The sequence below is a fragment of the Ruegeria sp. YTSA135 genome (assembly GCF_059610165.1).
On the sequence record NZ_JBXWNC010000008.1, the window covers coordinates 39,627 to 66,244 of the forward strand.

The window sequence follows — 26,618 nt, forward strand, 5'->3', positions numbered from 1 at the left end:
ACGCAAAGCGTTCTGCTACCGACACACCCGTCGCGGTTTCCTCTACAGCGGAATATTGTCGTGCTTTTTCCACGGGTTTTTCAGTTTCTTGTTACGAAGGCTCGCAAATGCGCGGGACACACGGCGGCGGGTGGATTGGGGCATAATCACCTCGTCAATAAAACCACGCTCAGCCGCAACGAATGGGTTGGCGAAGCGGTTTTCGTAATCCTGCGTGTGCTGCGCAATCTTCTCGACGTTACCCAGATCGGCGCGGTGGATGATCTCGGTCGCGCCCTTGGCGCCCATCACAGCGATCTCGGCTGTGGGCCAGGCATAGTTGAAATCACCACGCAGATGCTTTGAAGCCATAACGTCATATGCGCCACCATAGGCCTTGCGGGTGATAACAGTGACCTTCGGAACCGTCGCCTCGCCATAGGCAAACAGCAGCTTGGCACCATGCTTGATGACACCGCCGTATTCTTGTGATGTCCCCGGCAAAAAGCCCGGCACATCCACGAAAGTCAGGATCGGAATTTCGAAACAGTCGCAGAACCGCACGAAGCGCGCGGCCTTGCGGCTGCTGTCGATGTCCAGGCAGCCGGCCAGCACCATCGGCTGGTTCGCCACGACCCCAACGGTCTGTCCCTCCAGCCGGATAAAACCGGTGATGATGTTCTTGGCGTAGTCTTCCTGAATTTCGTAGAAATCACCCTCATCCGCCACCTTGGTGATCAGCTCTTTCATGTCATAGGGAGTGTTCGGATTGTCCGGGATCAGAGTATCCAGCGAGGTTTCGACCCGTTCCGGGCTGTCAAAGAAGGGACGCACCGGGGGCTTTTCACGGTTGTTCAGCGGTAGGAAATCGACAAGACGGCGTACTTCGGCCAGTGCTTCAACATCATTCTCGAACGCGCCATCGGCGACCGAGGATTTCTTGGTGTGGGTCGATGCGCCGCCCAGTTCTTCGGCGGTGACAACTTCGTTGGTAACGGTTTTTACGACGTCGGGGCCGGTCACGAACATGTACGACGTGTCTTTGACCATAAAGATAAAATCGGTCATTGCCGGGCTGTAAACAGCGCCACCAGCACAGGGGCCCATGATCACGCTGATCTGCGGCACCACGCCGGAGGCCATGATGTTCCGCTGGAACACCTCGGCATAACCCGCCAGCGAAGCCACGCCTTCTTGGATTCGCGCCCCGCCCGAGTCGTTGATCCCGATAACCGGCGCGCCATTCTGGATCGCCATATCCATGATCTTGCAGATTTTCTGCGCGTGGGTTTCCGACAGCGAGCCGCCGAACACGGTGAAATCCTGGCTGAACACATACACCATCCGGCCATTGATCGTACCCCAGCCGGTCACCACGCCATCGCCCGCAGGTTTTTGATTTTCCATCCCGAAATCTGTGCAGCGGTGACTGACGAACATATCGAACTCTTCGAAACTGCCTTCATCCAACAGCAGGTCGATACGTTCGCGCGCGGTCAGCTTGCCGCGGCCGTGCTGTGCGTCGATGCGCTTTTGCCCACCGCCCAGCCGGGCTTCGTTGCGACGGTCTTCAAGCTCTGTCAGGATGTCTTTCATGGCGCTAGTCCCCTGTGAATTTTGCGCGACACTATACGCAGACGCGCCTAACCCAAAGCGTCTTTCGGCAAATTTGCAAATATTTGGCAACTTACTTCAGGAAAATTGTAAACTAGCTAATTTCTCCTGTCGGGGACGTTCTTGCATGGCATTCCTGCTGACGCGTAATATACACGTGAACCATGCAGTTCAGTTCAAGTCAGGCGCACCGCTCGCCCCCCACAATTTCCACACTCGTTTTGCTGTCGGGGCTGTCGGCGCTCAGCCTGAATTTGTTCCTGCCCAGCCTGCCGAACATGGCGCTGCATTTTCAGACCGACTACAAGGTCATGCAATTGTCGATTGCGTTGTACTTACTGGTCAATGCAGTGCTTCAAATCCTGATCGGGCCGATTGCGGATAAGGCCGGGCGACGACCTGTTCTGCTGTGGGGGCTGGTCCTGTTCCTGGCTGCTACACTGGGCTGCATTTACGCCCCGAACGCCGAGGTTTTTCTGGCCTTCCGGATGTGTCAGGCCATCGTGGTGGTGGGCATGGTACTCAGCCGGGCGGCAGTGCGTGACCTGTTTGAACAGGACAAAGCGGCTTCAATGATTGGGTATGTGACGATGGGTATGGCCGTCGTCCCCATGATTGGCCCGGCCATTGGCGGCTTTTTAGAAGAGAGTTTTGGGTGGAAGGCGAATTTTTGGCTGCCCTTCGCGCTTGGTGTAATGACGCTGGTGCTGACCTACTTCGATTTTGGCGAGACTTCGGTCAAAAGCGGTAAAACGCTGATACAGCAATTCCGCGAATATCCTGAATTGCTGCGCTCTCCACGCTTTTGGGGCTATTCGATGTCCTGCGCGCTGTCATCAGGTGCGTTCTTCGCCTATCTGGGTGGAGCACCGTTCATCGGCACCGAGGTGTTCGGCCTGAGCGCCGCACAGATTGGCGTCCTTTTTGGCGCTCCTGCGGTCGGGTATTTTTTAGGCAACTTTCTCAGCGGTCGGTACTCGGTTCGGTTTGGTGTGAACCGGATGGTCTATTGTGGGTGCTGGCTGACCACAATTGGCATAGCATTGTCCGCCGCTCTGTTTCTTTTGGGCCTTGGAACGGCGCTCAGCTTTTTCGGGTTCATGACCTTTGTCGGCGTCGGCAATGGAATGACAATTCCCAATGCCACCTCCGGTGCCCTGTCTGTCCGCCCGCATCTTGCCGCGACAGCTTCGGGTCTAAGCGGAGCGATCATGCTGGGTGGCGGTGCCGGGCTAAGCGGTCTGGCTGCGGCCCTGTTGACCAAAGACACCGGGGCAATGCCATTGCTGTGGCTAATGCTGGCCACTTCGGTGCTTGCCGTCTGCGCCATCAGTTTGGTTATCTGGCGCGAGAAGAAGCTGGGCCTGTAACACAGCTTGCACCAGAAAGTTTGCAAAGTTAACTTGCACTGAGGGAAAAGTTGCAAAGGCACGTCATGGCCACCCAAAAACTTTACGCTGGTGCAAAACTACGTGAAATGCGCACGCGTCTGACCCTGACGCAAAAGGACTTCGCTGCCAAACTGGGCGTTTCGCTGCCCTATCTCAATCAGATGGAGAACAACAACCGGCCGATCTCAACGACGGTTGTTCTGGCGCTGGCGCAGGAATTTGGCATGGATGTGACCGAGCTGAGCACAGGCGACAGCGAGCGTCTGGTCTCGGACATGCGTGAGGCGCTGGCTGATCCGGTATTCGATGACACAATGCCCCCGCTGGCCGATCTGCGCCTGACAGCGTCGAATGCGCCCGCCCTTGCCCGGGCGTTCATCGCGCTTCACCGCACCTACCGGCAAACGCATGAGCGGCTGGCTTCATTGGATGAAGCCTTAGGGCGCGAAGACGCGCGAATTCAGGCCAGCCCCTGGGAAGAGGTGCGCGACTTCTTCCATTACTGCGACAACTACATCGATGCGGTCGACCGCGCGGCCGAGCGGTTTGCCACACGTGCAAACGACGCTGGGGGCATTCGCTCCACAGCAATCGACAGTCTTGGTGAACGCGGCATCCGGGTGCAATTTGTGGATATTGACGAAACCCGAAAATACGACGCCGACAGCAGAACCCTTCAGCTTTCCTCGCGTACCGCGCCACAAACACAGGTGTTCCAACTGTTGTTGCAGATGGCGTTGATCAGTCAGGATAAATTGCTGGAAGCAACGTTGGATTTTGCCAAGTTTCAAAGCGACGAAGCCCGCGCTATCGCCAAGATCGGTCTGGCCAATTATTTCGCCGGGGCTTCACTGATGCCCTATGGTGCGTTTCTGGCAGCCGCGCAAGAATACCGTCACGATCTGGAAATGCTCAGCAATCGCTTTGGCGCGTCCATCGAACAGGTTGCACATCGACTGTCTACGCTGCAACGCCCGGGCGCCAAGGGCATTCCGTTCTTTTTCGTGCGGGTCGATCAGGCGGGCACGATCACCAAGCGCCACTCGGCCACCAGACTACAATTTGCGCGGTTCGGGGGTGCCTGCCCGCTGTGGAACGTTCACCGCGCCTTTGAAACCCCCGGCCATTTCCTTCGACAACTGGCAGAAACGCCCGACGGCGTGCGCTATATCTCACTGGCCAGAGATGTTTCGAAATCAGGTGGCTCATTTGGCGCACCTGTGCGCCGCTATGCCATCGCGCTTGGATGCGAGGTACGTCACGCCGAAGCGCTGGTCTACGCCGACAACCTCGATATCAACAACGCCAGCGCCTATGAGCCGATCGGCATCTCATGCCGTATTTGCGAACGTAAGAACTGCCACCAGCGTTCGGTTCCACCACTAGAGCGCCGCCTTTCGATTGACGCGCATACGCGCGGCACGTTGCCTTATGAAGTCACCTGAACTTTGGCATATGTGACAGGACCGACGCAGAGTTGTGGATTGCAGCGGCGGGGGCGCGGCCCCGCCCACGTCTTATGCTTTTGACAAAATCGCCCAGATCTCATCCTTCAGCGCAGCACGTTTCTTGCGCAACTCACCTTCGGCCAAATCTTCCATTGGCTCGATATTCGCTTCGGCCCGATGCACGGTGCGGTTGATCTCGTGATATTCATCCGCAAGCCTTGCGAAATGCGCGTCGGATTGCTTGAGCTGGCTCATCAATTCGACTTTGTCCGGAAATTCTTCGGCCAGTTCATGCGGGGTGTGGGACATTCCTGTTCGCTCCTAAAAGATGTCGTTGCTACTCCGGTTTATACGCCTGCAGCACGCCCCACTTTGACGCGGATCAAATCACCGCTGCGCTGTCGCCCATTTCGGATGAATCCATGGGCGATTGTTGGCACGTGGCAGAGCCTCTTTCCCAAGCAGATGATCTGAAACTTTCTCACCCACCATGATGGACGGCGCATTCAGATTGCCGTTGGTGATCTGCGGAAAGATCGAGCTGTCGGCAACGCGCAGCCCATCCACGCCGATCACGCGGCTTTGGGGATCGACCACCGCATCTTTGTCGTCGACCTGCCCCATACGGCAGGTACCGCACGGGTGATAGGCGCTTTCGGCGTGTTCGGCGATAAAGCCGTTCAGCTCTTCATCTGTCTGCATATCCGCACCGGGCTGAATTTCCTTGCCCGCATAAGGTTTGAACGCCTCTTGTCCGAAGATTTCACGGGTCAGGCGGATGCATTTGCGAAAATCCTCCCAATCCTTTTCATGACTCATGTAATTGAACCGGATCACCGGCGCGTCCTCAGCCCGGTCCGAGCGAAGCCTGACTGTTCCCCGCGACGGAGACCGCATCGGCCCGACATGCGCCTGAAATCCGTGCCCTTCAGCCGCGGCCTGACCGTCATACCGAACGGCCATAGGCAAAAAGTGGTACTGAATATCCGGATATTCAACGCCTGGATTCGAGCGGATAAACGCCGCGCTTTCGAATTGGTTCGATGCCCCAAGGCCGGTTTTCGTGAACAGCCACTGTGCCCCGATCAGGCCCTTGCTGATCAGATTCCAATGCTTGTACAGCGTGATAGGTTGCAAAGAGGCTTGTTGTATATACAACTCCAGATGGTCTTGAAGGTTCCCGCCAACGCCGGGACGATCGGCGAGAACGTCAATTCCCATCTCGGCCAGATGCGCCGCCGGACCGATCCCGGACAGCATCAAAAGTTTGGGTGAATTGATGGACGACGCAGCCAGAACCACCTCGCGCCGAGCACGGATAACTTCCTTCTTGCCGCCACGGATCAACTCGACACCTATGGCACGGCCGTTTTCAACCATAACCCGAGATGCCAGACCGCGGATAATTTCGCAGTTTTCGCGTTTCAAAGCAGGCTTCAGATAGGCATTTGCCGCAGACCAGCGCCGTCCTTTCCAGACGGTTTGATCCATCGGACCAAAACCTTCCTGTTTCTCACCGTTGTAATCCCCGGTGACCTCATAGCCCGCCTGCTGCCCCGCATCGACGAAAGCTTGAAACAGCGGGTTTTGGCGCGGCCCCCGAGAAACATGCAGCGGACCATCCTTGCCACGCCACTCTGCATCACCACCGTGACCACCATCGTGCCATGTCTCCATGCGCTTGTAGTAAGGCAGCACGTCGGCATAGGACCAGCCATCGGCCCCCATTTCGGCCCACGTGTCAAAGTCGCGCGCATGACCGCGCACATAAACCATCCCGTTTATCGAGGACGACCCACCAATCACCTTGCCACGCGGGCAGGCCAGACGGCGGTTGTTCAGATGCGGCTCGGGTTCGGATTGATAGCCCCAGTCATAGCGCGCCATGTTCATTGGATAGCTGAGCGCGGCAGGCATCTGGATAAACGGCCCGGCATCTGTGCCGCCATGTTCGATGACCAGAACTGAAGCCCCTGCCTCGCTCAGACGATAGGCCATCGCGCAACCGGCTGATCCGGCGCCTACAATGACGAAATCTGCTTCCATTTTTCAACTCCTAGACCCGCCGCTCCAAATCAGGTGAATTACGGCGGAGTGTGTTTTCCTCGGACAGAAAAGTTATTCGCCGCGCGGGAAGCGCTGGCTTTCCTCGACGATGTTCAAATCCATGTGGTTGCGCATGTAGCGCTCTGACGCTTTCTGAAGGGGCTGATAGTCCCACGGGTAATAACCGCCCTGCCGCAGCGCCTCGTACACCACCCATCGGCGGGCTTGGCTGGCCCGCACGTCCGCGTCGAACCGATCCAGATCCCAACGTGCCTCAGATTTCGCGCGCAGAGTTTGCAACGTCCCGGCATGCGCAGGGTTCGTGGCCAGATTGACCCGTTCCTGCGGATCAGCTTCAAGATCGAAAAGCTGATCGGGGTCCAGCGAACAGCGGTTGTATTTCCACTTGCCATACCGCAACGAGACCAGCGGTGCATATGACGCCTCGGCCGCGTATTCCATCGCAACCGGCGCAGTGCGTTCTACCCCGTGCGCCAAAGGCACAAGATTTTCGCCATCGGTCCATGGCGCAATTTCTGCCATGTCAACGCCTGCAAGCGCGGCAAGCGTTGGGGTCACATCAAGCGTTGAAACCGGTGCCTCGATCCGTCCCGCAGGCAAGTCAGGCGCACAGATCATCAGCGGCACGCGCGACGACCCCTCGAAGAAGGTCATCTTGAACCACAAACCGCGTTCGCCAAGCATGTCGCCGTGGTCCGAAACGAATAGGATGATCGCCTCTTGCCGAGTGCTTTCAAGCACCTCAAGGATTTCGCCGATTTTGTCATCCAGGTACGAGATATTGGCAAAATAGGCGCGGCGTGACTTGCGGATGTCATCCTCGGTGATGTCAAAGCTGCGCCAGTCATTGGCATCGAAAATCCGCTTGGAATGCGGGTCTTGGTTTTCGTAGCCCAAGTCCGACACTTCGGGCAGCAGGTGGTCGCAATCTTCGTACAGGTCCCAGTATTTCCGGCGCGCTACGTAGGGATCATGCGGGTGAGTAAAGCTGACGGTCACGCACCACGGACGGTCGTCCTTGCCACGGGCCAGATCGTACAGCTTGGCCTTGGCGTGATAGGCGACCTCGTCATCATATTCCATCTGGTTGGAAATCTCGGCCACGCCGGCGCCAGTGACCGAGCCCATGTTGTGATACCACCAATCGATCCGCTCGCCCGGTTTGCGGTAATCAGGGGTCCAGCCGAAATCAGCCGGGTAAATATCGGTGGTCAGCCGATCTTCGAACCCGTGCAACTGATCGGGTCCGACAAAATGCATCTTGCCGGACAGGCATGTATAATATCCCGCCCGACGCAGGTGGTGGGCATATGTGGGGATATCGCTGCGGAACTCGGCCGCATTGTCGTACACTCCGGTGCGCGAGGGCAATTGCCCCGACATGAAGCTGGCCCGCCCCGGAGCACAGAGTGGGGATGCTGTGTACGCGTTGGCAAAACGTGTCGACCGGTCCGCCAGTTTCTTCAGGTTCGGAGCATGAAGCCAGTCAGCGGGACCATCAGGAAAGAGGGTTCCGTTTAACTGATCCACCATCAGGATCAGAATGTTCGGCTGTGTCATTTTTCAGCCTCAAGTAAGGTAGTAAGGACACGTAAGGCGTGCTTCACGGCCAGTTGCGGTTCCTTCGGGGCTGTAAGTGCCGCGCGAATATACAAACCGTCAATCAGGGCAATCATGTTTGCGGCCGCCTCGACCGGGTCCTGCATCAACGGACGCAGCGCGTCGACCAGATTGGACCGCATACGGGCCTGATAAATCTGCCATAGGCGCAGCGCATCGTCGTTCGTTTGCGCCAGAACATAAAATGTCATCCACGCGGTGATGACATCAGGTGTAAAGCAGGACGGTGCAAAGCAAGCACGAATAATCGCTTGCGCCCTTTGATGAGGTGCGGCCGCTTTAAGCTCGGCCCGTGCCTCATTCCCGAAGTCGGACAGGATTCGCCGCATCGCGGCCAGAAAAATTTGATCTTTACCGCCGAAATAGTGATGCGCCAGCGCGCTGGACATTCCGGCCCGTTTGGCAATCTGGCTGACGGTCACATCCAGGGATTTCTTTGACCCAAGCTCGGCAATCGTCGCGCGAACGATCGCATCACGACGGATTGGTTCCATTCCGAGTTTTGGCATAGCCATCCCCTTCTCAACAATTGCCGAGGAGACGCTACGGTGATTTTATTGACTCGTCAATCAACAACAATTTTACCAACGAGCCGGTTACAACTTGGGCGCAATACTGGGCGTGGTCAGATTGCTGCGATTCAGAACAGCTTCGCGCCAAGCGATAAAGCTGACAGCCGTCAGAATGAGTGATCCACCTGCGACAACCCATATGTCGACGCTTTCGTGAAAAACCAACGCGCCCATGAGCGTAGCCCAGATCAGCTGTAAAAACGTTACCGGCTGGGTTACGGCCACCGGGGCCGCTTGCAAGGCGAGCGTCATCAAATAGTGGCCCGCGGTAGCAAAGCAGGCGACCAGAAACAACACCCCGATATCGCGCAAACTTGGAGGCTCCCACACTGCGACGGCAAACGGTATCAAGGCGAGCGTCACCCAAATCGACAGATGCGCCACAATGACCGAGGGCGGGATGTCTCGCACCAGCAATTTGGCCAGCAGGTATGACCCGCCAAGCATCAAAGCAGTGCCCAGCATCGCCAGGTGCCCGGTCGAAACCTCTCGGAATCCGGGGCGCAGGATGATGGCAACGCCGATCAACGCCACCAGAATCGCGGCGATCCGGCGGAAAGCCAGCTTTTCACCCAAAAACAGCGCGGCCCCTAGTGTGACATAAACCGGGGTCATATAGTTCATCGCCGTGACCTCGGCTAACGGAATCTGGGTCATCGCGTAGAACCACAGCATGACGGCAATCCCGTGAACGAGTCCGCGCAGTCCGAACAAGGATAGGTGTCGGGATGACAGGCGGGTTGTCAGGATAGAACGCAGCGCAGGCAGCAGAAACACCAACCCCAGGACGTACCGTATGAAAGCCGCCTGAATGGGGCTCATGGTCGTTCCCAAGGATTTGACGAGTGCCGTCATCACCACAAAGGAAATCCCGGCAGCAAACATCCAGAACATACCCGCGAGGGGCCGCGATGAGACGGCGAGCGTTGTCATGCGCAATTCTGAACACCGAAATCGGATCAGAGACAACCCTTCACATGGCAATAAGCTTAAACGCGATACCCAGCATGACGATTCCGATTACCGAATCCAGAACCTGCCATGCGCGCGGTCGGGCAAAGACAGGGGACAGCACCCCTGCCCCGTAGCCAAGAGAAAAGAAAAACACAAAGCTGGACAACATCGCCCCAACAGCAAAAGCCATGCGGTCATCATACTGGGCCGAGATTGAGCCAATCAGCACAACCGTATCCAAATAGACATGGGGATTTAACCACGTGAAAGCCAGCACGGTCAGCAGGACCGAACGCAGACTGGCGCGCTGACCTTCTGACACGTCCATCACGGCCCCGCCTCGCCAGGCCGATTGCAGGCTGCGCAGCCCGTACCAGGTCAGGAAAATCGCCCCGCCATACCGCATGGCCGTTTCAAACCAAGGCAACTCTTCGGCCAACGCGCCGAACCCCGCGACACCGGCTGCGATCAGGATTGCATCCGATGCCGCGCAGGTCAGGCACAGGGGCAACACATGCTCGCGCCGCAGACCCTGACGCAGCACAAAAGCGTTTTGCGCGCCAATAGCTAGGATCAGGCTGAAGCCTAAGGTGAAACCGGCGATCAGGGATGTAGGCATGAAACCTCCTTTAGTCTGAGGCGTTGACTACGGATATCGACGCGTTCTATCAAATTAAAGATACTGACCACAGTTAAGTTTAGCTAATGTTGCTTGATCCCAATCACCTGTCCGCTCTGTCGTCAATCCTTCGCCACGGCAGTTTTGACGCCGCTGCAGCTGAGCTTTCGGTAACGCCCTCAGCTATTTCGCAGCGGATCAAGGCGCTGGAGGACCGCGTGGGCGCAGCGCTGATCAACCGGGGGACGCCCTGCACCGGTACCCCCGCGGGGTTGCGTATCGCCCGACATGCTGAGGATATAGGCTTGCTAGAGGCCAAACTGGCCCGCGAACTGACCCTGGATCAGGCCACCGGCCCTGTCAGGGTTCGTGTGGCAGTACCCGCAGATGTTCTGGCAACATGGTTCATTGATGCGATGGCTCAGGTGAATGGGTTGTTGTTCGATCTGGTGGTCGACGATCAGGATCATTCAGCAGAATGGCTACGCCGGGGCGAGGTCAGTGCCGCCATAACGGTGGGCGGGCAGTTGGTTTCGGGCTGCGATGCCACATCTCTGGGGGCGTTGCGCTATGTCGCGACAGCCAGCCCCGAATTCATAGAAAAATGGTTCGCCAAAGGCGTAGACGAACACACATTGGCTAGCGCGCCTTGCCTGACCTTCAATCGCAAGGACAGGCTTCAGAAAGCCTGGATTGCCGAACAAACGGGCCAAGCGGTTTCTCCGCCTTCACATTTCCTGCCTTTGCCGCAGGGTTTTGTGGATGCGGCAATCGCTGGGATGGGCTGGGGCATGAACCCTGTCGGCCTAGCGCAACATGCGTTGGACGATGGCAGGCTGCGGCCTCTGCTACAGAACGCGCCGTTGGATGTGCCGCTGACGTGGCAGGTCGGCCGCGTCTTGTCTGCGGCCTTGGCGCCGCTGACCAGTGCGGTCAGACAGGCCGCCCGCGCGGCGCTACTTCCTCAGTGCAGCGACCAATCCAGTTTTTGACCAGTCAGCGCTATGAGAGTTTGGAAAAGCTCCTCGACATCAGAAGGTGGTGATGGCGCAGATCAAAGCTGCGCCATGACCTCGTCCGAGGCATCGAAATTGGTGGTAACGCGCTGCACGTCATCGTCGTCTTCCAGCGCATCGACCAGCTTCATCAGCTTTTGCATGTCTTCAAGGCCCAACTCAGTCGTGGTCGTAGGTTTCCAGACCAGTTTGGTGGACTCGGATTCGCCCAGCGCGGTTTCCAGCGCGCTGGATACATCGTTCAGATCGGTATCTGCACACCAAATAATGTGGCCATCGTCCGAACTTTCGACATCTTCGGCACCAGCTTCAATAGCCGCTTCAAAGATCGCATCCGCATCACCGGCGGTCGCGGGATAGACAACTTCGCCCTTGCGTTCGAACATGAACCCGACCGAACCGGTCTCGCCCAGATTGCCGCCGTTCTTGGAAAAGGTCGACCGCACGGTCGAAGCGGTCCGGTTGCGGTTGTCCGTCATCGCCTCGACAATCACGGCCACACCGTTGGGGCCATAGCCCTCATACCGGATTTCTTCGTAATCGTCGCCCTCGCCCGCGACAGATTTCTTGATGGCGCGGTCGATCACGTCCTTGGGGACCGAGTTCGACTTGGCCTCTTTTACGGCCAGACGCAGACGTGGGTTCTTGTCAGGATCGGGGTCACCCATTTTGGCGGCGACGGTGATCTCTTTCGACAGTTTGGAAAACAGTTTGGACCGCGCGGCGTCCTGACGCCCCTTGCGGTGCTGGATATTGGCCCATTTGGAATGGCCTGCCATGTTGCGTCCTCGTGATAGTGGTTGCGTATTCGGCGCTCATATAGACGTTTGCCGGGCATGGGATCAAGAGAGCGGCTTGCCCAAGCCCTGCTTGAGGGTATGGTGGCGGCATGACGACAGATCAGATTATTCTTTTTGCCCTTTTCACCACCGTGTTCGGAATGCTGCTATGGGGGCGGTTTCGCTATGATCTTGTGGCGTTTTCCGCCCTGCTGCTTGGGGTTATTCTTGGGGTTGTTCCAGTGGACAGGGCTTTTGCCGGGTTCGGGCATCCCGCAACAATTATCGTGGCGCTTGTTCTGGTTGTATCGGCTGGCCTTGTCCGCTCGGGCGCTGTGTTCCTTATTACGCGCACCTTGGTTGACGCCTCGCGGGGGTTAGGGGCGCATATCGCCTTGATGGGGGGTATCAGCGCGGTTCTGTCGGCCTTCATGAACAATGTGGCCGCGCTGGCATTGCTGATGCCGGTCGATATTCAAACCGCACGCAAGGCAGGCCGGTCGGTGGGGCTTACGCTGATGCCGCTAAGCTTTGCAACCATTCTGGGCGGCATGGCGACACTGATCGGGACGCCACCCAACATAATCATCGCCTCAATCCGGCAAGAAACGTTGGGCGAACCGTTCGCGATGTTCGATTTCGCTCCGGTGGGCGGGGTGGCGGCCATCGCAGGCTTGGCCTTTGTCTCGTTGATCGGATGGCGGCTTATCCCGGACCGTGGCCCGCAAACCGAAAGCACCGAGGCGCTGGCCGAATATATCGCTGAACTGACCATTCCGCCCGAGTCGGCTCATATTGGAAAGCGGGTCAGCGAACTTTACGCAGCAGCCGAAAAATCCGACGTTGCGATCATCGGCCTCATCCGCGACGGCAAGCGGCGCTATGGCCGCTCGGCGCATGCCACGCTGCAAGAGGGCGACGCACTGGTGCTTGAAGCACGGCCCGAAGCGCTGGATGAGTTTCGCGCGGCGTTGAGCCTCGATTTCTCGGACACACGGCGGCAGGAATTGCTGACGGCCGAAGGCGACGGGCTAGAGGTGATCGAAGTTGTCGCCACCGAAAGCGCCCGCATCACGGGCCGCACCGCACAGGGGCTTGGGTTGGCGTGGCGGCAAAGTACCGTTCTGATGGGCATTTCCCGCCAGGGCCGCCGCATCACCGAACAGGTTCGCAAAACCGAGGTCGAGGCCGGCGACATCCTACTGCTGCTGTGCCCCCGTGACCGCAGCGCGGATGTGACCGAATGGCTTGGCTGCCTGCCGTTGGCCGCGCGCGGGTTGAATGTCACGGCCAATGACAAGGCATGGCTGGCCATCGGCCTGTTCGCCGCAGCCGTATTGGCGGCCAGTCTCGGGCTGATCTACCTGCCGATTGCATTGGGGCTTGTTGTCGTGGCCTATGTGCTGACCAAGATCATGCCGATTGCAGACCTCTACAACCACATCGAATGGCCAGTGGTTGTTTTGTTGGGCTCAATGATCCCTTTAGGCAGCGCGTTGGAGACGTCTGGCGGCACCGAGTTGATCGCCAACGCGCTGGTGCAACTGACCGGCGGCTTGCCCGCCTGGGCCATTCTGACCGTGCTGATGATCGTCACGATGACCCTGTCAGATGTTCTGAACAACACTGCGACAGCCATTGTTGCCGCGCCGGTTGGCATCCAGATGGCACGCACGCTTGAGGTGTCTCCGGACCCGTTCCTGATGACCGTCGCCGTAGCGGCCTCAGCCGCATTCCTCACCCCGATAGGTCACAAAAACAATACGCTGGTCCTCGGCCCTGGCGGCTATCGGTTCGGGGACTACTGGCGCATGGGTCTGCCGCTGGAAATCCTTATCGTCGCGGTTTCGATCCCCGCCATCCTTGTCTTCTGGCCGCTTTGACGGGTAAGGGCAGCGCATGAAACGATTTCTGATCCTGCAACTGCGCCCCGAGACCGAGGCGTCGGATGCCGAATACGCCTCGATCCTGGACAAGACCGGCCTTTCGCCGGACCAGACCCACCGTATCAAGCTGGACTGCGAAACCCTGCCCGAAGGGTTGGACGTGACGGATTATGCAGGCGTAATCGTTGGCGGTGGTCCCGGCTGTGTCAGCGATGATCCCGCGACGAAATCCGAAAGCGACGCGCGGGTTGAGGCATCAATCATGGGTTTGATGCCCCAGATCACCGCAAACGATCACCCGTTCATGGGGTGCTGCTATGGTTTGGGTATCCTGGCCGCGCATCTTGGCGGGCACGTCAGTAAGGACCGGTTCGGCGAACCCGTCGGCCCCTCAACCTGCCACCTGACCGATGAGGGCGCGCGCGATCCTCTGACCGCCGGGCTGGGCGAGAGTTTCGATGCGTTTGTGGGCCACAAAGAGGCGGTGCAAACGCTTCCCGAAGGCTGCGTGCATCTGCTGTCCTCAGACCCCTGCCCGTTTCAGATGATCCGCTGGGGTCAGAATGTCTATGCCACGCAGTTCCACCCCGAAGCCGACGCGCGTGATTTCGAACAACGTATCAAAATCTATAAGAATTATGGGTATTTCCCCCCCGAAGACGCGCAGCGCCTGATTGATATTTGCCACGCTGCCAAGGTTACAAAACCCGGTGAAATCCTGCGCCGTTTCGCCCAGCGCTATATGTGACCTAACGGCGCTGTTGCCTGCGCCGCAATCACTCGCTTAGGCTAATCCGAACGGCTTTGGGAGGAGTTGTTCTTGGATCTGCTCATAAATGTCGGCCTGCCACTTTCGCTGGCCATTATCATGTTGTCTCTGGGCGTCGGGTTGCACGTTGCTGACTTCAAACGTGTGCTGAGCCGGGGATATCCCTTTGCCATCGGCGCGCTTTGTCAGGTTATCTTGTTGCCCATAGCGGCGTTTATCACAGTTACAGCCTTCGCCTTGCCGCCCGAAATTGCGGTGGGTTTCATGCTGCTTAGCTTTTGCCCCGGCGGAGTGACCAGCAACATACTGTCGAAGCTGGCCAAAGGCGATGTTGCGCTGTCCGTCAGTCTGACTGCGGTGATCAGCTTGCTTTCCATGATCACGGTCCCCTTTCTGGCAGCATGGTCAATCGCTCATTTCATGAGTGAGGACGCACCCGAGGTTTCGATCACTGGCCTGGCCATCGCATTGTTCCTGATCACCACTCTGCCCGTCGCAATCGGTGTCAGCCTGCGTCACTTCGCAACCGGGTTTGCGGAACGGATCGACGCACCGCTGACCAAACTGGCAACCGCCTTGTTTGTGCTGATTGTCCTGGCCGCGCTGGCTGGGAACTGGCAACTGTTCATAGACAACCTCGGAGCTATGGGTGCTGGACTGGTCTCACTTAACATTGCACTGCTGGCAATCGGGCTGGGGATCGCGCGTGCCGCGAAACTGTCGTGGAACGAGAGTAAAACGATCTCAATCGAAACCGGCATTCAGAACTCGACACTCGGGATAACGCTTGCCGCGCTGATCACAGGGCCAGAAAGCGGGTTTAGCCCATTGGCCCTTCCCTCTGCCGTTTACGGGATCATGATGTATGTCGTGGCACTGCCGTACATCACCTGGCTGCGTGGCCGCTGAAAGGACAAGTCATGACCACAAACACTGCCGATGCCATTGTGGTGGGTGCCGGTTTGGCTGGCCTCGTAGCTGCGGCCGAGATGGGGGATCGCGGAAAGAAAGTCATCATGCTGGATCAAGAGCCCGAGCATTTTCTGGGCGGGCAAGCATTCTGGAGCCTCGGTGGTCTGTTCATGGTCGATACCCCGGAACAACGTCGGATGGGAATCAAAGACAGCCACGACCTGGCCCTGCGCGACTGGATGGGCAGCGCGCAGTTCGATCGCGACGAAGATGCCTGGCCGCGCAGATGGGCTGAAGCCTATATTGAGTTCGCAGCCGGAGAGATGCGCCCGTGGCTGCATGAAATGGGTTTACGCTGGTTTCCCATCGTTGGCTGGGCCGAACGTGGCGGATCTTACGCGGATGGTCATGGCAACTCGGTGCCACGGTTCCACATCACGTGGGGCACTGGACCGGGTGTGCTTGAGCACTTTATCCGCCGCGTGCGCGCGCATGTCAGCAACGGGTTGATCGAGTTAAAGTTCCGCCATCAGGTCAGCCACATCATCATGCAGAACGGCTGCGCCAAAGGGGTCTCGGGCGAGGTTCTGGCCAATGACACCGCCCTTCATGGTGCCAGGACTAGCCGCGATGAGGTCGGCGAGTTCGAAGTTTATGCGCCGTCGGTTATTGTCACCTCTGGGGGGATCGGAGGTAATTTTGAGATGGTGCGCAAGAATTGGCCCCGCAACCGGTTGGGTGAGCCACCAAAAGACATGGTCGCCGGCGTACCGTTTCACGTCGATGGCCGCATGATCGGCATCAGCGAAAAAGCTGGCGGTCACGTGATCAACAGCGACAGGATGTGGCATTACACCGAAGGCGTGCGCAATTGGAACCCGATCTGGCCATCACACGGCATCCGCATCCTGCCCGGCCCAAGCTCTATGTGGTTCGACGCGCGCGGCAACCGGCTGAAACCACCCTGCATGCCCGGATTCGATACCCTTGGCACGCTGAAGGAAATCCTGAAAACCGGATATGAATACAGCTGGTTCGTCCTGACTCAAAAAGTCATCAAGAAGGAATTCGCGCTTTCAGGTTCAGAACAGAACCCCGACATGACAGACGGAGGATGGAAAGAGGTGCTGTTCCAGCGCGTTCTAACCGGGTCAAAGGCGACGGCACCGGTTGAGGCTTTCAAAGAGCATGGCGAAGATTTCATCGTCGCCAATACCCTGACCGAACTGGTCAGCGGCATGAACCAGTTGGGCGGAGGCTTGATCGACGAGGCACATCTGAGGGCTCAGATCGAAGCGCGGGATTCGCAGGTCGACAATCCCTTCACCAAGGACGCGCAAATGGCTGCCATATTGGCCGCGCGCAACTACCGTGGCGACAAGCTGATCCGCACTGCCAAACCTCATAAATTCCTCGACCCGGCCAATGGCCCGCTAATTGCAGTAAAGCTGCATGTGCTCACGCGTAAGACGCTGGGCGGGCTGCAGACGAACCTGGACAGTCAAATGATTGGCGCGGACGGTCAGGTCGTGCCTGGTCTGTTCGCGGCCGGAGAAGTCGCAGGGTTTGGCGGTGGCGGCTATCACGGTTACAACGCGCTTGAAGGCTCGTTTCTGGGCGGCTGCATCTTTTCAGGCCGCAATGCCGGACGATCAAGAGCCATCGCGTAACCTTCAAGCTTTATTGGGTGCGGGTAAAGGTAGCAATTGGTTCGCCCGCTGCGTCCAGAAAAGCCATCGCATCCCCTTCCATTGCGTAGGTGGTAACCTCTTGCAGCAATGCAAAGAACTGGCGTTCGACCTCTTCAAGGTCCGGGGGGCAGGCCATAAGCGTCGCTGCCATATTGTCCGGGAATGAGATATTCGCGCCCGAGATTTCAGCCTGGCCATTGAATCGGTTGCACCCACCGCTACCGGAAAAAGCCCCGCCCTCGGCAAAGGAAATCTCGGGGCGGCGCTCTGCCTCAATCTTCGTGCCATTCATGGCGACGGCGGTCCATTGCGTGTTCTCAAGCATGGCGGCCCCTTGCACCTGCACCAAAACCAGATCGGTAGAGTTTCCCGCACCATCCGTCAGAACAGGATATGCCGTATCCGTGGTAAACAGCAGCTTGCCGCCCTGGTTGATTGAGGCGCGCACAACATAGCGGCGACCGTCCTTGATCAGGTTATCGTCGAAAACCAACTCGAACTGCGCAGGCACGCCGCTCATCGCGTAGCGTTTGGTGGCAAGCGACACTGCGGGCGCATCCGCCCGCGACACGTCCTGAAGTTCGACATACAGCGTGGCATCAGGTGGCACGGCGATCCGTTCGCGATAGGTCGCTGTCCCTTCGATTGTGCCCGCAGTTGCGGCGGCGCTTAGCGCAACCGAAAATGAGGCAACTGCCAATGCTGCCTTACCGGTTCCGAGCATGGGGGTGCTCCTTCCTTCAAAATCACTTGATGAAACATTGTATTTGCATGTGATTTTACAAGGACTGTGCCGAAAAACCAGCGGTTCCGCGCTGACGTCACAGCGGCCAGAGCAGCGGAATCAATAGCGATGCCAAAAACCCAACTGTAAGGTTCAGTGGAATTCCGACTTTCATGAAGTCTAAAAACCTGTAACCCCCCGGGCCATAGACCATCATGTTCGTTTGATACCCAATCGGCGTCGCAAACGAAGCCGAAGCCGCCACCATCACAGCAACCACCAGCGGGCGTGGGTCGATCCCTACCGCCTGCGCCAAGCCGATGGCAATTGGCGTTACCACCACGGCCACAGCGTTGTTTGAAACAAGCTCTGTCAGCACCGAAGTCAGCAGGTAAACGGCCCAGACAATCAGGAAAGGCGGCAGCTGACTAAGGCTTGGCGCAATCGTTTCGACGATCAGCGACACAGCACCTGATTTATCCAGCGCCGCGCCAATCGCCAGCATTGAAAAGATCAACGCCAGCAAGCGGCCTTCGATAAATGAAAACGCCTCATCCGCGTCAATACAGCGGGTCAGCAGTACAACTGCCACTGCCAGAACCGACAGCAAAAGGATTGGGGCTACCCCCAATGCGGCGAGCGCCACGATGCCAATAAGTGCGCCAATCGCAATCGGCGCATGTGAGCGCCGGAACGCGCGCGCCGACGGTTGCGTGACATCAACCATTTCCATATCGGCGGCCAGTTTCTGAATATCTCCCGGAGCGCCTTCCAGCAGCAGGGTATCACCAACCCGCACGACCAGTTGATCCAGCTGTCTTCCAATATTCTGGTTTCGACGGTGTACAGCCAGCACATAAACACCATAGCGACGCCGCAGGCGCATCGCACCCAACGTCCGCCCGACCATGCGACAGCCAGGCGTAATCAGGACCTCAACGGTCTTGGTCTCAACCGCGGAAACCTGATCGACACGTTTTAGTTCCTTATTGCGCTGAAGGCCCAGGAGTTCGGTCATTTCGGTACGCAGAACCACCCTGTCGCCCAACTTCAACTCCACACCCTTCAGGTTGCGGCGCAGCGACTCGTCCCCCCGGATCACGTCAATCAGGCGGACACCCGGGCGTTTGAACAGTTGAACGCCCGTCACCTCGCGCCCTATCAGGTTGCTTTCAGGGGGAATGACGGCTTCGGTAAAGAACTTCATTCTGGACCGGTCCGACAGAAGCGAGGCCATGCTATCGCGTTCCGGTAGCAGGCGCGGCGCGATGAACCGCAAATAGATCATACCGTAGATCACCAGCGCGATGCCCAAAGGGGTGACTTCAAATATCGTGAACGGCTGCATCCCTTGCGACCGGGCCACACCATCCACCAAAAGATTGGTCGAGGTTCCGATCAGGGTCAGAGTACCCCCCAGTATCGCTGCATAACTCAACGGGATCAGCAGTTTCGAGGCCGCCACGTTCAGTGTGCGCGCGATCTGCACAAATACCGGGATCATTACAACCACGACCGGAGTATTCGACACCACGGCAGAGGCCAGCACGACGAACGCCATCAACAATCCGATGGCAATCCGCGGGTTCACCTGCGCCTGTTTCTGCGCGACCGATGTAAACGCGTCCAGCGCACCGGTGCGGACGAGCGCACCCATGATGATGAACATCGCCGCAATGGTCCACGGGGCTGGGTTAGACAGCACCGCCAGAGCACTCTGATACGGCAAAATCCCCGTAACCAGCATAAACGCAACACCACCGATGGCGACAACCTCGGTTGGGTACACCTCGCGCAGGAACAGCGCAAACATGCCAGCGACCACCAAAAGCGCCAGAATTGCGCTGCCCGTTTCTGTCAGTAGAAGGAATTCCATTCTTGGTATTCTGTCCGAACCCTGGCCAGGCTTGCGCGCCCATCGGGCAGTTTCACGCATTGCGCGCGACAGAGCAAGCCTGACGTGACCCTATTGCAGTCGTGTCTCTTGCAAACGCCCACCAACGCGCACCATTTGTACGGATTTTGCCTGCCCACCGCGATCATCGGTCTCGACGAACACGCCGCTCAGCGTCGCCTCGCCATCAGCAGGAGAGAACCGTGCCTTGGGCATTCCCGTTATGAACCGGCGCATTGGTTCGACCTTGTCCATCCCGATGATCGAGTCATAATCGCCGCACATCCCGGCATCTGTCAGATAGGCCGTACCACCGTTCAATATCTGCGCATCCGCAGTCGGTATGTGGGTATGAGTGCCAACGACGAGGCTGGCGCGTTTATCGCAATAGTGCCCCATGGCCATCTTCTCGGACGTCGCTTCGCAATGCATGTCAACGATGATCGCCTGCGCCTGACCTCCGCGCGGATGGGATTTCAGGATCGGTTCGATCGCCGAGAACGGGTCATCGAAGGGCCGCTTCATAAAGACCTGCCCCAGCACCTGCACCACCAGCACCTTGCGCCCGCCCGGCGCTGTATACAGGCGATGCCCCCGCCCCGGTGCACCCTTGGCAAAATTCACCGGGCGCACAATCCGGGGCTCATTCTCGATGAATTGCAGCATGTCTTTCTGGTCGAATGCGTGATCACCCAGCGTCAGGCAATCTGCGCCTGCGTCCAGCAACAGCTTGGCGTGATCGCCGGTCAGACCCATGCCGTTTGATGCATTCTCGCCATTGACTACAACGAAATCCAGCCGCCATTCATCGCGCAGACGCGGCAGATGCTGTTGAACGGCCGTGCGTCCCGCACGACCCATGACGTCACCCAGAAATAGTATTCTCATTCCACCTGTCCTACGTGTGGCATTAACCGAGTACAAGCGCTTAAGCTGCCTGTACAAACCGCCAAAGCGAATTGAAGGAAGTTTCTTGATGAGCCGCGCCCTGATAGCCTTGATTGGACTGACTACACTCGCAGCCTGCGATGACACCCCGCCCCCCAATACAACCGCCGAATTGGCAAACCCTGCCGCTACTTTCTGCGTCGAAAGCGGCGCGCAATACGAAATCCGCGACGGCGAGAACGGGCAGTCAGGCGTATGCATCCTATCCGATGGGGGCGAAGTCGATGCGTGGGAGTATTTCCGTGAAAACAACCCGGGCTAAAGAGATCAGGCAGGAAAGGTCAGAACCCTACTTTCAGTAACGACCATATCCAGCGGTTGATCCGTCGGCTCAAGGGGCAGCCCGTCCGCCTCTTGCGCGTCAAAAGCAAACCCGATTGCCAGCGTAGGCCGCTTGGCGCGCAATCCTTCCAGCGTTCGGTCATAGAAGCCGCCGCCATAGCCCAGCCGCCCGCCCCGGGCATCAAAGGCAACCAGTGGGACGATCAGGATTTCAGGATCAAAATAATCATCGACCTCGGGAATCTTGGCGCCGAACGGGCCGTCTTTCAGGATGCCTTCGGGCGTCCAGCGAGAAAACTTCAATGGCTGACCTGCTGCCTGAATCACCGGCACGCCAACGGGCCCATAAGCCGAAGCTTCGGCCATCGCGGCCACGGGATCAATCTCGGTGCGGATCGGCATGTAGCCGGAAAGCGGCACGCCCCGGTGCCCTGCCAGCACCTCGGACAAACGTCCTGCCGCGCCAGGCGGGCGCGCGTCAAACGCGGCCTTGCGGCGCGCAAAGGCCGCCTTGCGCGCGGCGGCCTTGATTGCAGTCATATCGGTCACAAGAGTACCACGCTGGCAAGCCCAAGGAACAGGAAGAACCCCATGACATCCGTTGTGGTCGTCACAAAGGTACCGGACGCAAGCGCAGGGTCAGCACCCAGACGGTCCAGCACCACAGGTATTACCGTACCAACGAAACCCGCGATGACCATATTTACGACCAAGGCGGCCCCTATCACGACACCCAGCAGCGGAGAGTGGAACCAGAGCATGCCAACCACGCCCATCACGATTGCAAAACAAATCCCGTTCAGCATCCCAACCAGCAACTCCCTGCGGATCACGCGCAATACGTTTGCGCCCGTCAGGTCACGCGTTGCCAATGCGCGCACCGCGACCGTCAGGGACTGTGTCCCCGCGTTGCCGCCCATCGACGCCACGATCGGCATCAAAACGGCCAGCGCAACCAACTGATCAATCGACGCCTCGAACTGCGAAATCACCAATGAGGCACAAATCGCCGTGCACAAGTTCACCGCCAGCCACGGCAGACGCCGACGACTGGTTGCCGCCACGCTGTCCGAGATCGAGCTCTCGTCGCTTACACCCGCAAGGCGCAGGATGTCCTCTTCGTGCTCTTCATCCAGAACGACCATCGCATCGTCGATGGTGATCACGCCGACCAACCGCCCATCCGCGTCTACAACTGGGGCCGAGATCAGGTGATACTGGTTGAAGGCATAGGCCACGTCTTCCTCGTCCTGGTCGACGGGGATTGTGTGAAACTCATCTTCGGCGATGTCCCGCAATGCAACCTCGCGCCGTGTGGCCATCAGCTTACCCAGCGTGACCTGCGCGACGGGTTTGAGCCGCGGGTCCACCAGAACGACATGATAAAACTGCTCGGGCAGATCATCATTTGCGCGCATGAAGTCGATGGCCTGTCCGACCGACCAATGCTCGGGCGCCATGACCACCTCGCGCTGCATAAGTCGACCGGCTGAGTTTTCGGGATATGAAAGCGCCTGCTCGGCCGCGACCCTCTCGGAATCCTCCAGCGCGCGAAGGATCGCTTCTTGTTGCGGTTCCTCGAGATCCTCCAGCAGGTCGACAACGTCGTCGCTTTCCATCTCGCGCACGGCGTCGGCCAAAACGTCCGGACGCAGAACACCGATGACTTCTTCGCGAATGGCTTCATCCAGCTCTGACAGGATGTCACCGTCGAATTCCTTATCATACAGACGAATCAGGCGGGCGCGGTCGTAGGCATTGATCTGCTCCAGCAGGTCGGCGATGTCAGCCGGGTGCAACGGCTCCATCAGTTCGACCAGCTTGTCGCGGTCGTCTACATCGACCGCGTATAGAATGGCAGCCACGGTCCGCCGATCCAATGCGTAGGCGGCCTCGTCACTGGCGGACTCGGTTGCGGGTTTTTCATAGCCTGTCGTCATGTCCGCCCCCGTTTCTTTGGTCATTGCCCCCTAATTAGAGGAAGCAGCTACCGGAAAACAATGACAATGCACCGATTTACCGGCAGGTTTCGCGAGCCTATGCTGTTTCGCAGTCCCATACAGGCGGAGATGACGAAAAATGGCGCAAAAAACGCTGCTGAAAGGGCGCGTTCTAAGCTTTACGGGGTCCCCTTTCGAAGGCGAACCAACCGAAGCCGTAAAAATCCACGAGGCGGTTCTGATCAAGGACGGCCGCATATCCGCAGTTGCTGATATCGACAGTCTACGCGCTGTCTATCCAGACGCAACCGTTGTGGACCAGGGCTCGCACGTGATCATGGCCGGTTTCGTGGATGCGCATGTACATTACCCGCAAACCGCCATGATCGCCAGCTGGGGCAAGCGCCTGATCGACTGGCTGAATACCTATACCTTCCCCGAAGAGATGAAGTTTGGCGATCCCGACTATGCCTCTGAAATCGCCACCCGCTACCTGGACCTGACAGCGGCGCATGGCACCACAACAATGTGCAGCTTCTGCACCATCCACCCCGAAAGCGTCGACGCTTTTTTTACGGCTTCACAGCTCCGCAATCAGCGTGTCGTCGCGGGCAAAACCTGCATGGACCGCAACGCGCCCGATGGCCTGCGGGACACAGCGCAAACGGCTTATGACCAATCCGCAGCCTTGCTTGAGAAATGGCACGGCATCGACCGCCTGTCTTACGCCATAACGCCACGCTTTTCGCCCACCTCGACGCCAGAACAGCTTGAGGCGATGGGTGCGCTTTGGGCCGAGCATCCTCATTGCCTGATGCAAACCCATCTGAGCGAACAAACCGATGAAATCTCATGGGTTCGCGAGCTGTTTCCTGAGGCACGGGATTACCTCGACACTTACGAGAAATTTGGCCTTTTGGGTCCAAATGGCGTTTACGGCCACGTCATCCACCTTGAGGCGCGTGAGCGTCACCGCCTGCGCGAGGTTGACGCCGCGCTGATCCACTGCCCGACCTCGAACACCTTCATCGGCTCGGGCCTGTTCGACATGGACGGGCTGATGCGCGACGGGCACCGAGTCGGGCTGGCAACGGATACCGGTGGCGGGTCGAGCTTTTCGATGCTGCGCACAATGGCAGCAGCTTATGAGATCGGACAATTGCGCGGGGCACCGCTGCACGCTGCGCAATTGTTGTGGCTGGGAACTGTCGGATCAGCAAGGTCCCTGCGGTTGGATAATTGCATTGGCAACGTCGTACCGGGGATGGAGGCTGATCTGATCGCCCTCGACCTTGCCTCAACCCCCGCCATCGCCCAGCGCGAAGCCTGTGCGGAGGACCTGTGGGAGGCGATCTTTCCCACCATCATGATGGGTGATGACCGCGCTATCGCTGCCGTTTGGATCGGCGGAGAACGCGTCACGCTGTAAAGAGAGGGGCCGTCCAAGCCGCTGGGCTATAGTTTTAGCCCCATTTTTCGGGCCCTTCGTTTCTTCTGTGATTTGAACCTGTCGCCCTTCAGAAGGCCTCTGTCGCCAGACATCGACCACCACTCGGTTTCATCTGGCCAACTGCGCCAGATCGACCCGTCCGGCGCGACCACGTGTTCGATACAAACAACACCGTCTGACTTTGAACGTATGGACTCACCTTCAGGCCAGTGCCATGTGATTTCACGGCAAACGCGCGCGTTGCGATCAACTCGCCATGTCCCAAGGGCCACGATGTGTTTGTGTTTTCTGCACCATGCGCTCGCTTGGCCGTCGGTTCCGTAGTACAAACCGCCCCCGCAGACTTTCCAGATTTGTGTTTTTCCAAGATACAGTTCGATAACCCTATTGGGGTCTGCCGCTTTCGCGCCCCTTGGTTTCGGATCGGCCCACGCTATTCCGTGGGTGAAAACAGTCACAACAGCGGCATTCACTAAAAGAACTCGTAAAAACATCAAGCCACACCATCACTACAGAGCAGAAAGATACCATAAAGCGCGCCGTTTCCCAAAAACCACTGCAATTATGGCCAGAGCTCGCAGGTCGCGTGGCATCTTGCTTTGCAGGCAGGACATGGGCCAGCCACTTGGCCGGGACGACAAATCGCCCCTAGTGTTGGAGCGCGCGGGCCAGAGTGTTTTGGCGTTCAACCGTTTTTGGCAGGTCTATCGTTGCGATCTGTCCGTCACGCACGATCTGGCGACCTTCGACAAACAGGTGCTTCACCTTCATTGGCCCGGCAAGCAGTAGCGCTACCGGGTCCCAACTGCCCGCGCTTTCAACGCAACGTGTGTCCCAGATTGCAATGTCGGCGCGTTTTCCCGACTCCAAACGCCCGCATTCAGGGCGGTTTAGAACGTCAGCCCCGCCGCGCGTCGCAATTTCCAGTGCTTCCCGCGACGACATCGCGTCGGCACCATTCACAACACGCTGAAGCAGCATCGCTTGTCGTGCTTCGAGGATGAGACTGCCGTTGTCATTGCTTGCCGAACCATCCGCACCCAGCCCAACCGGCACACCCCGGTCGCGCATGGTTCTTACCGGTGCGATACCCGACCCCAGACGGCAATTCGAACACGGGCAATGGGCGACGCCGGTCTGCGTTCTGGCGAACAAGTCGATTTCGGCCCCATCCAGCTTGACGCAATGGGCATGCCATACATCTGAACCGGTCCATCCCAACTCTTCGGCATATTGTCCCGGCCGACATCCGAACTGCGCCTGCGAATAGGCGATATCCTCGTCATTCTCGGCAAGATGGGTGTGCAGCATGACACCCTTGTCCCGCGCCAGAACGGCCGCATCGTGCATCAGCTCGCGACTGACCGAGAACGGGGAACACGGTGCCAGACCAACCCGGCACATTGCGCCGTCTGACGGGTCATGAAACGCATCAACCACGCGGATCATGTCATTCAGGATTGCTTCTTCAGCCTCAACCAAAGCATCCGGGGGCAGGCCGCCATCGCTCTCACCTATGCTCATCGCACCGCGTGTCGGATGAAACCGCAGGCCGATCTCGGCTGCGGCGGCTATCGTATCATCCAACCTGGCACCATTGGGATACAGGTACAGATGATCGGAACTGAGCGTGCAACCGGACAACGCCAGCTCGGCTAGGCCAATTTGGGCCGAAACGAACATTTCCTCAGGCCCGAAACGCGACCAGATGGGGTAAAGTGTTTTCAGCCAGCCAAACAACAACGCATCCTGCCCACCGGGAACAGCGCGCGTCAGGGTTTGATACAGGTGATGATGGGTGTTCACCAGACCCGGCGTCACCACGCAGCCCGCGGCGTCATGCACCTCGCCCGTCGTTTGCAGACCTCGGCCCACCTTGTCGATCTGCCCATTGCGTATCAGAATGTCCGCATTGGACAACTCGCGGCGCGTATCGTCCATCGTCAGGATGGTGTCTGCATTTTTAATCAGGATTTCGGTCATTTCGGGCCCCTTGCAACAGCCCGTTTCGTGCAAGATGGCAAGGGCTGGCGGAAAACGGACGTAAGAACCAGCCGGTCAAA

24 protein-coding genes are annotated in these 26,618 nt (G+C 58.1%); 9 read left to right on the plus strand and 15 right to left on the minus strand.

Features of this window, described 5'->3' with window-relative positions; genetic code table 11:
- Positions 1-42 precede the first annotated feature (42 nt).
- Positions 43-1,575: an acyl-CoA carboxylase subunit beta gene (locus AC2FIT_RS12105; RefSeq protein ID WP_496829761.1), complete on the minus strand. Its 1,533-nt coding sequence runs from the start codon at positions 1,573-1,575 to the stop codon at positions 43-45.
- Positions 1,576-1,757: 182 nt separating this feature from the next.
- Here AC2FIT_RS12105 and AC2FIT_RS12110 point away from each other — a divergent pair, with 182 nt between their 5' ends.
- Together AC2FIT_RS12110 and AC2FIT_RS12115 are read left to right on the plus strand one after the other, a co-directional pair.
- A complete protein-coding gene (locus AC2FIT_RS12110; protein ID WP_496829763.1) occupies positions 1,758-2,963 on the plus strand; it encodes a multidrug effflux MFS transporter in 1,206 nt (401 codons plus the stop codon).
- A 65-nt stretch (positions 2,964-3,028) separates the two neighbouring features.
- Positions 3,029-4,429 (plus strand): helix-turn-helix domain-containing protein, encoded by a 1,401-nt coding sequence (locus AC2FIT_RS12115; RefSeq protein ID WP_496829765.1) that lies wholly within the window; start codon positions 3,029-3,031, stop codon positions 4,427-4,429.
- 72 nt (positions 4,430-4,501) lie between these two features.
- On the opposite strand, the gene AC2FIT_RS12120 is transcribed toward AC2FIT_RS12115, so the two are convergent.
- From AC2FIT_RS12120 to AC2FIT_RS12145, 6 genes are all read right to left on the minus strand, one after another.
- Positions 4,502-4,741, minus strand: a complete 240-nt coding sequence (locus tag AC2FIT_RS12120) for an HP1242/YdcH family protein (RefSeq protein ID WP_224890727.1) — start codon at positions 4,739-4,741, stop codon at positions 4,502-4,504.
- Between the two features lie 78 nt (positions 4,742-4,819).
- Positions 4,820-6,478, minus strand: coding sequence for a choline dehydrogenase (gene betA / locus AC2FIT_RS12125; protein WP_496829767.1), 1,659 nt, complete (start codon positions 6,476-6,478; stop codon positions 4,820-4,822).
- A 72-nt stretch (positions 6,479-6,550) separates the two neighbouring features.
- Positions 6,551-8,059 carry a choline-sulfatase gene (gene betC, locus AC2FIT_RS12130; RefSeq protein ID WP_496829769.1) on the minus strand — a complete coding sequence of 503 codons (1,509 nt, stop codon included), beginning with the start codon at positions 8,057-8,059 and terminating at the stop codon, positions 6,551-6,553.
- Positions 8,056-8,628 (minus strand): choline-binding transcriptional repressor BetI, encoded by a 573-nt coding sequence (gene betI / locus AC2FIT_RS12135; RefSeq protein ID WP_496829771.1) that lies wholly within the window; start codon positions 8,626-8,628, stop codon positions 8,056-8,058. The genes betC and betI overlap by 4 nt, the downstream gene beginning before the upstream one ends.
- 87 nt (positions 8,629-8,715) lie before the next feature.
- Complete coding sequence (locus tag AC2FIT_RS12140; protein WP_496829773.1) at positions 8,716-9,624, minus strand: DMT family transporter; 909 nt, start codon at positions 9,622-9,624, stop codon at positions 8,716-8,718.
- Positions 9,625-9,664: 40 nt separating this feature from the next.
- Positions 9,665-10,264, minus strand: coding sequence for a LysE/ArgO family amino acid transporter (locus AC2FIT_RS12145; RefSeq protein WP_496829775.1), 600 nt, complete (start codon positions 10,262-10,264; stop codon positions 9,665-9,667).
- 86 nt (positions 10,265-10,350) lie between these two features.
- Here AC2FIT_RS12145 and AC2FIT_RS12150 point away from each other — a divergent pair, with 86 nt between their 5' ends.
- Entirely contained in the window at positions 10,351-11,256 is a 906-nt protein-coding gene (locus AC2FIT_RS12150) for a LysR family transcriptional regulator ArgP (RefSeq protein ID WP_496829777.1), read from the plus strand.
- Positions 11,257-11,318: 62 nt separating this feature from the next.
- Here the strand turns inward: AC2FIT_RS12150 and AC2FIT_RS12155 are convergent, their stop codons facing one another.
- Positions 11,319-12,059, minus strand: coding sequence for a YebC/PmpR family DNA-binding transcriptional regulator (locus tag AC2FIT_RS12155; protein ID WP_496829779.1), 741 nt, complete (start codon positions 12,057-12,059; stop codon positions 11,319-11,321).
- A 110-nt stretch (positions 12,060-12,169) separates the two neighbouring features.
- Here AC2FIT_RS12155 and AC2FIT_RS12160 point away from each other — a divergent pair, with 110 nt between their 5' ends.
- From AC2FIT_RS12160 to AC2FIT_RS12175, 4 genes are all read left to right on the plus strand, one after another.
- The gene (locus AC2FIT_RS12160) at positions 12,170-13,942 is read left to right on the plus strand and encodes an SLC13 family permease (RefSeq protein WP_496829781.1); all 1,773 of its coding nucleotides are present in this window, start codon (positions 12,170-12,172) and stop codon (positions 13,940-13,942) included.
- Positions 13,943-13,958: 16 nt separating this feature from the next.
- On the plus strand, positions 13,959-14,693 hold the full coding sequence (locus AC2FIT_RS12165; RefSeq protein WP_496829783.1) for a glutamine amidotransferase: 735 nt from the start codon (positions 13,959-13,961) through the stop codon (positions 14,691-14,693).
- A 72-nt stretch (positions 14,694-14,765) separates the two neighbouring features.
- Complete coding sequence (locus AC2FIT_RS12170; RefSeq protein WP_496829785.1) at positions 14,766-15,623, plus strand: bile acid:sodium symporter family protein; 858 nt, start codon at positions 14,766-14,768, stop codon at positions 15,621-15,623.
- Positions 15,624-15,634: 11 nt separating this feature from the next.
- Positions 15,635-17,296, plus strand: coding sequence for an FAD-binding dehydrogenase (locus tag AC2FIT_RS12175; protein WP_496829787.1), 1,662 nt, complete (start codon positions 15,635-15,637; stop codon positions 17,294-17,296).
- A gap of 10 nt (positions 17,297-17,306) precedes the next feature.
- Here AC2FIT_RS12175 and AC2FIT_RS12180 read toward each other — a convergent pair whose 3' ends face one another.
- From AC2FIT_RS12180 to AC2FIT_RS12190, 3 genes are all read right to left on the minus strand, one after another.
- Positions 17,307-18,041, minus strand: coding sequence for a YbaY family lipoprotein (locus AC2FIT_RS12180; protein ID WP_496829789.1), 735 nt, complete (start codon positions 18,039-18,041; stop codon positions 17,307-17,309).
- Between the two features lie 97 nt (positions 18,042-18,138).
- Positions 18,139-19,917, minus strand: coding sequence for an SLC13 family permease (locus AC2FIT_RS12185; protein WP_496829791.1), 1,779 nt, complete (start codon positions 19,915-19,917; stop codon positions 18,139-18,141).
- A 90-nt stretch (positions 19,918-20,007) separates the two neighbouring features.
- Entirely contained in the window at positions 20,008-20,823 is an 816-nt protein-coding gene (locus AC2FIT_RS12190) for a TIGR00282 family metallophosphoesterase (RefSeq protein WP_496829793.1), read from the minus strand.
- Between the two features lie 88 nt (positions 20,824-20,911).
- Between AC2FIT_RS12190 and AC2FIT_RS12195 the strand changes: the two genes are divergently transcribed.
- On the plus strand, positions 20,912-21,145 hold the full coding sequence (locus AC2FIT_RS12195; RefSeq protein WP_496829795.1) for a putative hemolysin: 234 nt from the start codon (positions 20,912-20,914) through the stop codon (positions 21,143-21,145).
- Positions 21,146-21,150: 5 nt separating this feature from the next.
- Here the strand turns inward: AC2FIT_RS12195 and AC2FIT_RS12200 are convergent, their stop codons facing one another.
- Positions 21,151-21,714 carry a 5-formyltetrahydrofolate cyclo-ligase gene (locus tag AC2FIT_RS12200; protein ID WP_496829797.1) on the minus strand — a complete coding sequence of 188 codons (564 nt, stop codon included), beginning with the start codon at positions 21,712-21,714 and terminating at the stop codon, positions 21,151-21,153.
- The gene (gene mgtE, locus AC2FIT_RS12205; RefSeq protein WP_496830071.1) at positions 21,711-23,105 is read right to left on the minus strand and encodes a magnesium transporter; all 1,395 of its coding nucleotides are present in this window, start codon (positions 23,103-23,105) and stop codon (positions 21,711-21,713) included. The genes AC2FIT_RS12200 and mgtE overlap by 4 nt, the downstream gene beginning before the upstream one ends.
- A 139-nt stretch (positions 23,106-23,244) precedes the next feature.
- Between mgtE and guaD the strand changes: the two genes are divergently transcribed.
- On the plus strand, positions 23,245-24,534 hold the full coding sequence (gene guaD, locus AC2FIT_RS12210) for a guanine deaminase (protein WP_496829798.1): 1,290 nt from the start codon (positions 23,245-23,247) through the stop codon (positions 24,532-24,534).
- 26 nt (positions 24,535-24,560) lie between these two features.
- Here the strand turns inward: guaD and AC2FIT_RS12215 are convergent, their stop codons facing one another.
- Together AC2FIT_RS12215 and AC2FIT_RS12220 are read right to left on the minus strand one after the other, a co-directional pair.
- The gene (locus AC2FIT_RS12215; RefSeq protein ID WP_496829800.1) at positions 24,561-25,049 is read right to left on the minus strand and encodes a DUF995 domain-containing protein; all 489 of its coding nucleotides are present in this window, start codon (positions 25,047-25,049) and stop codon (positions 24,561-24,563) included.
- 154 nt (positions 25,050-25,203) lie between these two features.
- Complete coding sequence (locus AC2FIT_RS12220; protein WP_496829802.1) at positions 25,204-26,538, minus strand: 8-oxoguanine deaminase; 1,335 nt, start codon at positions 26,536-26,538, stop codon at positions 25,204-25,206.
- Between the last annotated feature and the right edge of the window lie 80 nt (positions 26,539-26,618).

Bases quoted from the DNA above. Each gene is read 5' to 3' on its own strand.
- AC2FIT_RS12105 (WP_496829761.1), bottom strand. From the start codon at position 1,575: ATGAAAGACATCCTGACAGAGCTTGAAGACCGTCGCAACGAAGCCCGG.
- AC2FIT_RS12110 (WP_496829763.1), top strand. From the start codon at position 1,758: ATGCAGTTCAGTTCAAGTCAGGCGCACCGCTCGCCCCCCACAATTTCC.
- AC2FIT_RS12115 (WP_496829765.1), top strand. From the start codon at position 3,029: ATGGCCACCCAAAAACTTTACGCTGGTGCAAAACTACGTGAAATGCGC.
- AC2FIT_RS12120 (WP_224890727.1), bottom strand. From the start codon at position 4,741: ATGTCCCACACCCCGCATGAACTGGCCGAAGAATTTCCGGACAAAGTC.
- betA (WP_496829767.1), bottom strand. From the start codon at position 6,478: ATGGAAGCAGATTTCGTCATTGTAGGCGCCGGATCAGCCGGTTGCGCG.
- betC (WP_496829769.1), bottom strand. From the start codon at position 8,059: ATGACACAGCCGAACATTCTGATCCTGATGGTGGATCAGTTAAACGGA.
- betI (WP_496829771.1), bottom strand. From the start codon at position 8,628: ATGCCAAAACTCGGAATGGAACCAATCCGTCGTGATGCGATCGTTCGC.
- AC2FIT_RS12140 (WP_496829773.1), bottom strand. From the start codon at position 9,624: ATGACAACGCTCGCCGTCTCATCGCGGCCCCTCGCGGGTATGTTCTGG.
- AC2FIT_RS12145 (WP_496829775.1), bottom strand. From the start codon at position 10,264: ATGCCTACATCCCTGATCGCCGGTTTCACCTTAGGCTTCAGCCTGATC.
- AC2FIT_RS12150 (WP_496829777.1), top strand. From the start codon at position 10,351: ATGTTGCTTGATCCCAATCACCTGTCCGCTCTGTCGTCAATCCTTCGC.
- AC2FIT_RS12155 (WP_496829779.1), bottom strand. From the start codon at position 12,059: ATGGCAGGCCATTCCAAATGGGCCAATATCCAGCACCGCAAGGGGCGT.
- AC2FIT_RS12160 (WP_496829781.1), top strand. From the start codon at position 12,170: ATGACGACAGATCAGATTATTCTTTTTGCCCTTTTCACCACCGTGTTC.
- AC2FIT_RS12165 (WP_496829783.1), top strand. From the start codon at position 13,959: ATGAAACGATTTCTGATCCTGCAACTGCGCCCCGAGACCGAGGCGTCG.
- AC2FIT_RS12175 (WP_496829787.1), top strand. From the start codon at position 15,635: ATGACCACAAACACTGCCGATGCCATTGTGGTGGGTGCCGGTTTGGCT.
- AC2FIT_RS12180 (WP_496829789.1), bottom strand. From the start codon at position 18,041: ATGCTCGGAACCGGTAAGGCAGCATTGGCAGTTGCCTCATTTTCGGTT.
- AC2FIT_RS12185 (WP_496829791.1), bottom strand. From the start codon at position 19,917: ATGGAATTCCTTCTACTGACAGAAACGGGCAGCGCAATTCTGGCGCTT.
- AC2FIT_RS12190 (WP_496829793.1), bottom strand. From the start codon at position 20,823: ATGAGAATACTATTTCTGGGTGACGTCATGGGTCGTGCGGGACGCACG.
- AC2FIT_RS12195 (WP_496829795.1), top strand. From the start codon at position 20,912: ATGAGCCGCGCCCTGATAGCCTTGATTGGACTGACTACACTCGCAGCC.
- mgtE (WP_496830071.1), bottom strand. From the start codon at position 23,105: ATGACGACAGGCTATGAAAAACCCGCAACCGAGTCCGCCAGTGACGAG.
- guaD (WP_496829798.1), top strand. From the start codon at position 23,245: ATGGCGCAAAAAACGCTGCTGAAAGGGCGCGTTCTAAGCTTTACGGGG.
- AC2FIT_RS12215 (WP_496829800.1), bottom strand. From the start codon at position 25,049: ATGTTTTTACGAGTTCTTTTAGTGAATGCCGCTGTTGTGACTGTTTTC.
- AC2FIT_RS12220 (WP_496829802.1), bottom strand. From the start codon at position 26,538: ATGACCGAAATCCTGATTAAAAATGCAGACACCATCCTGACGATGGAC.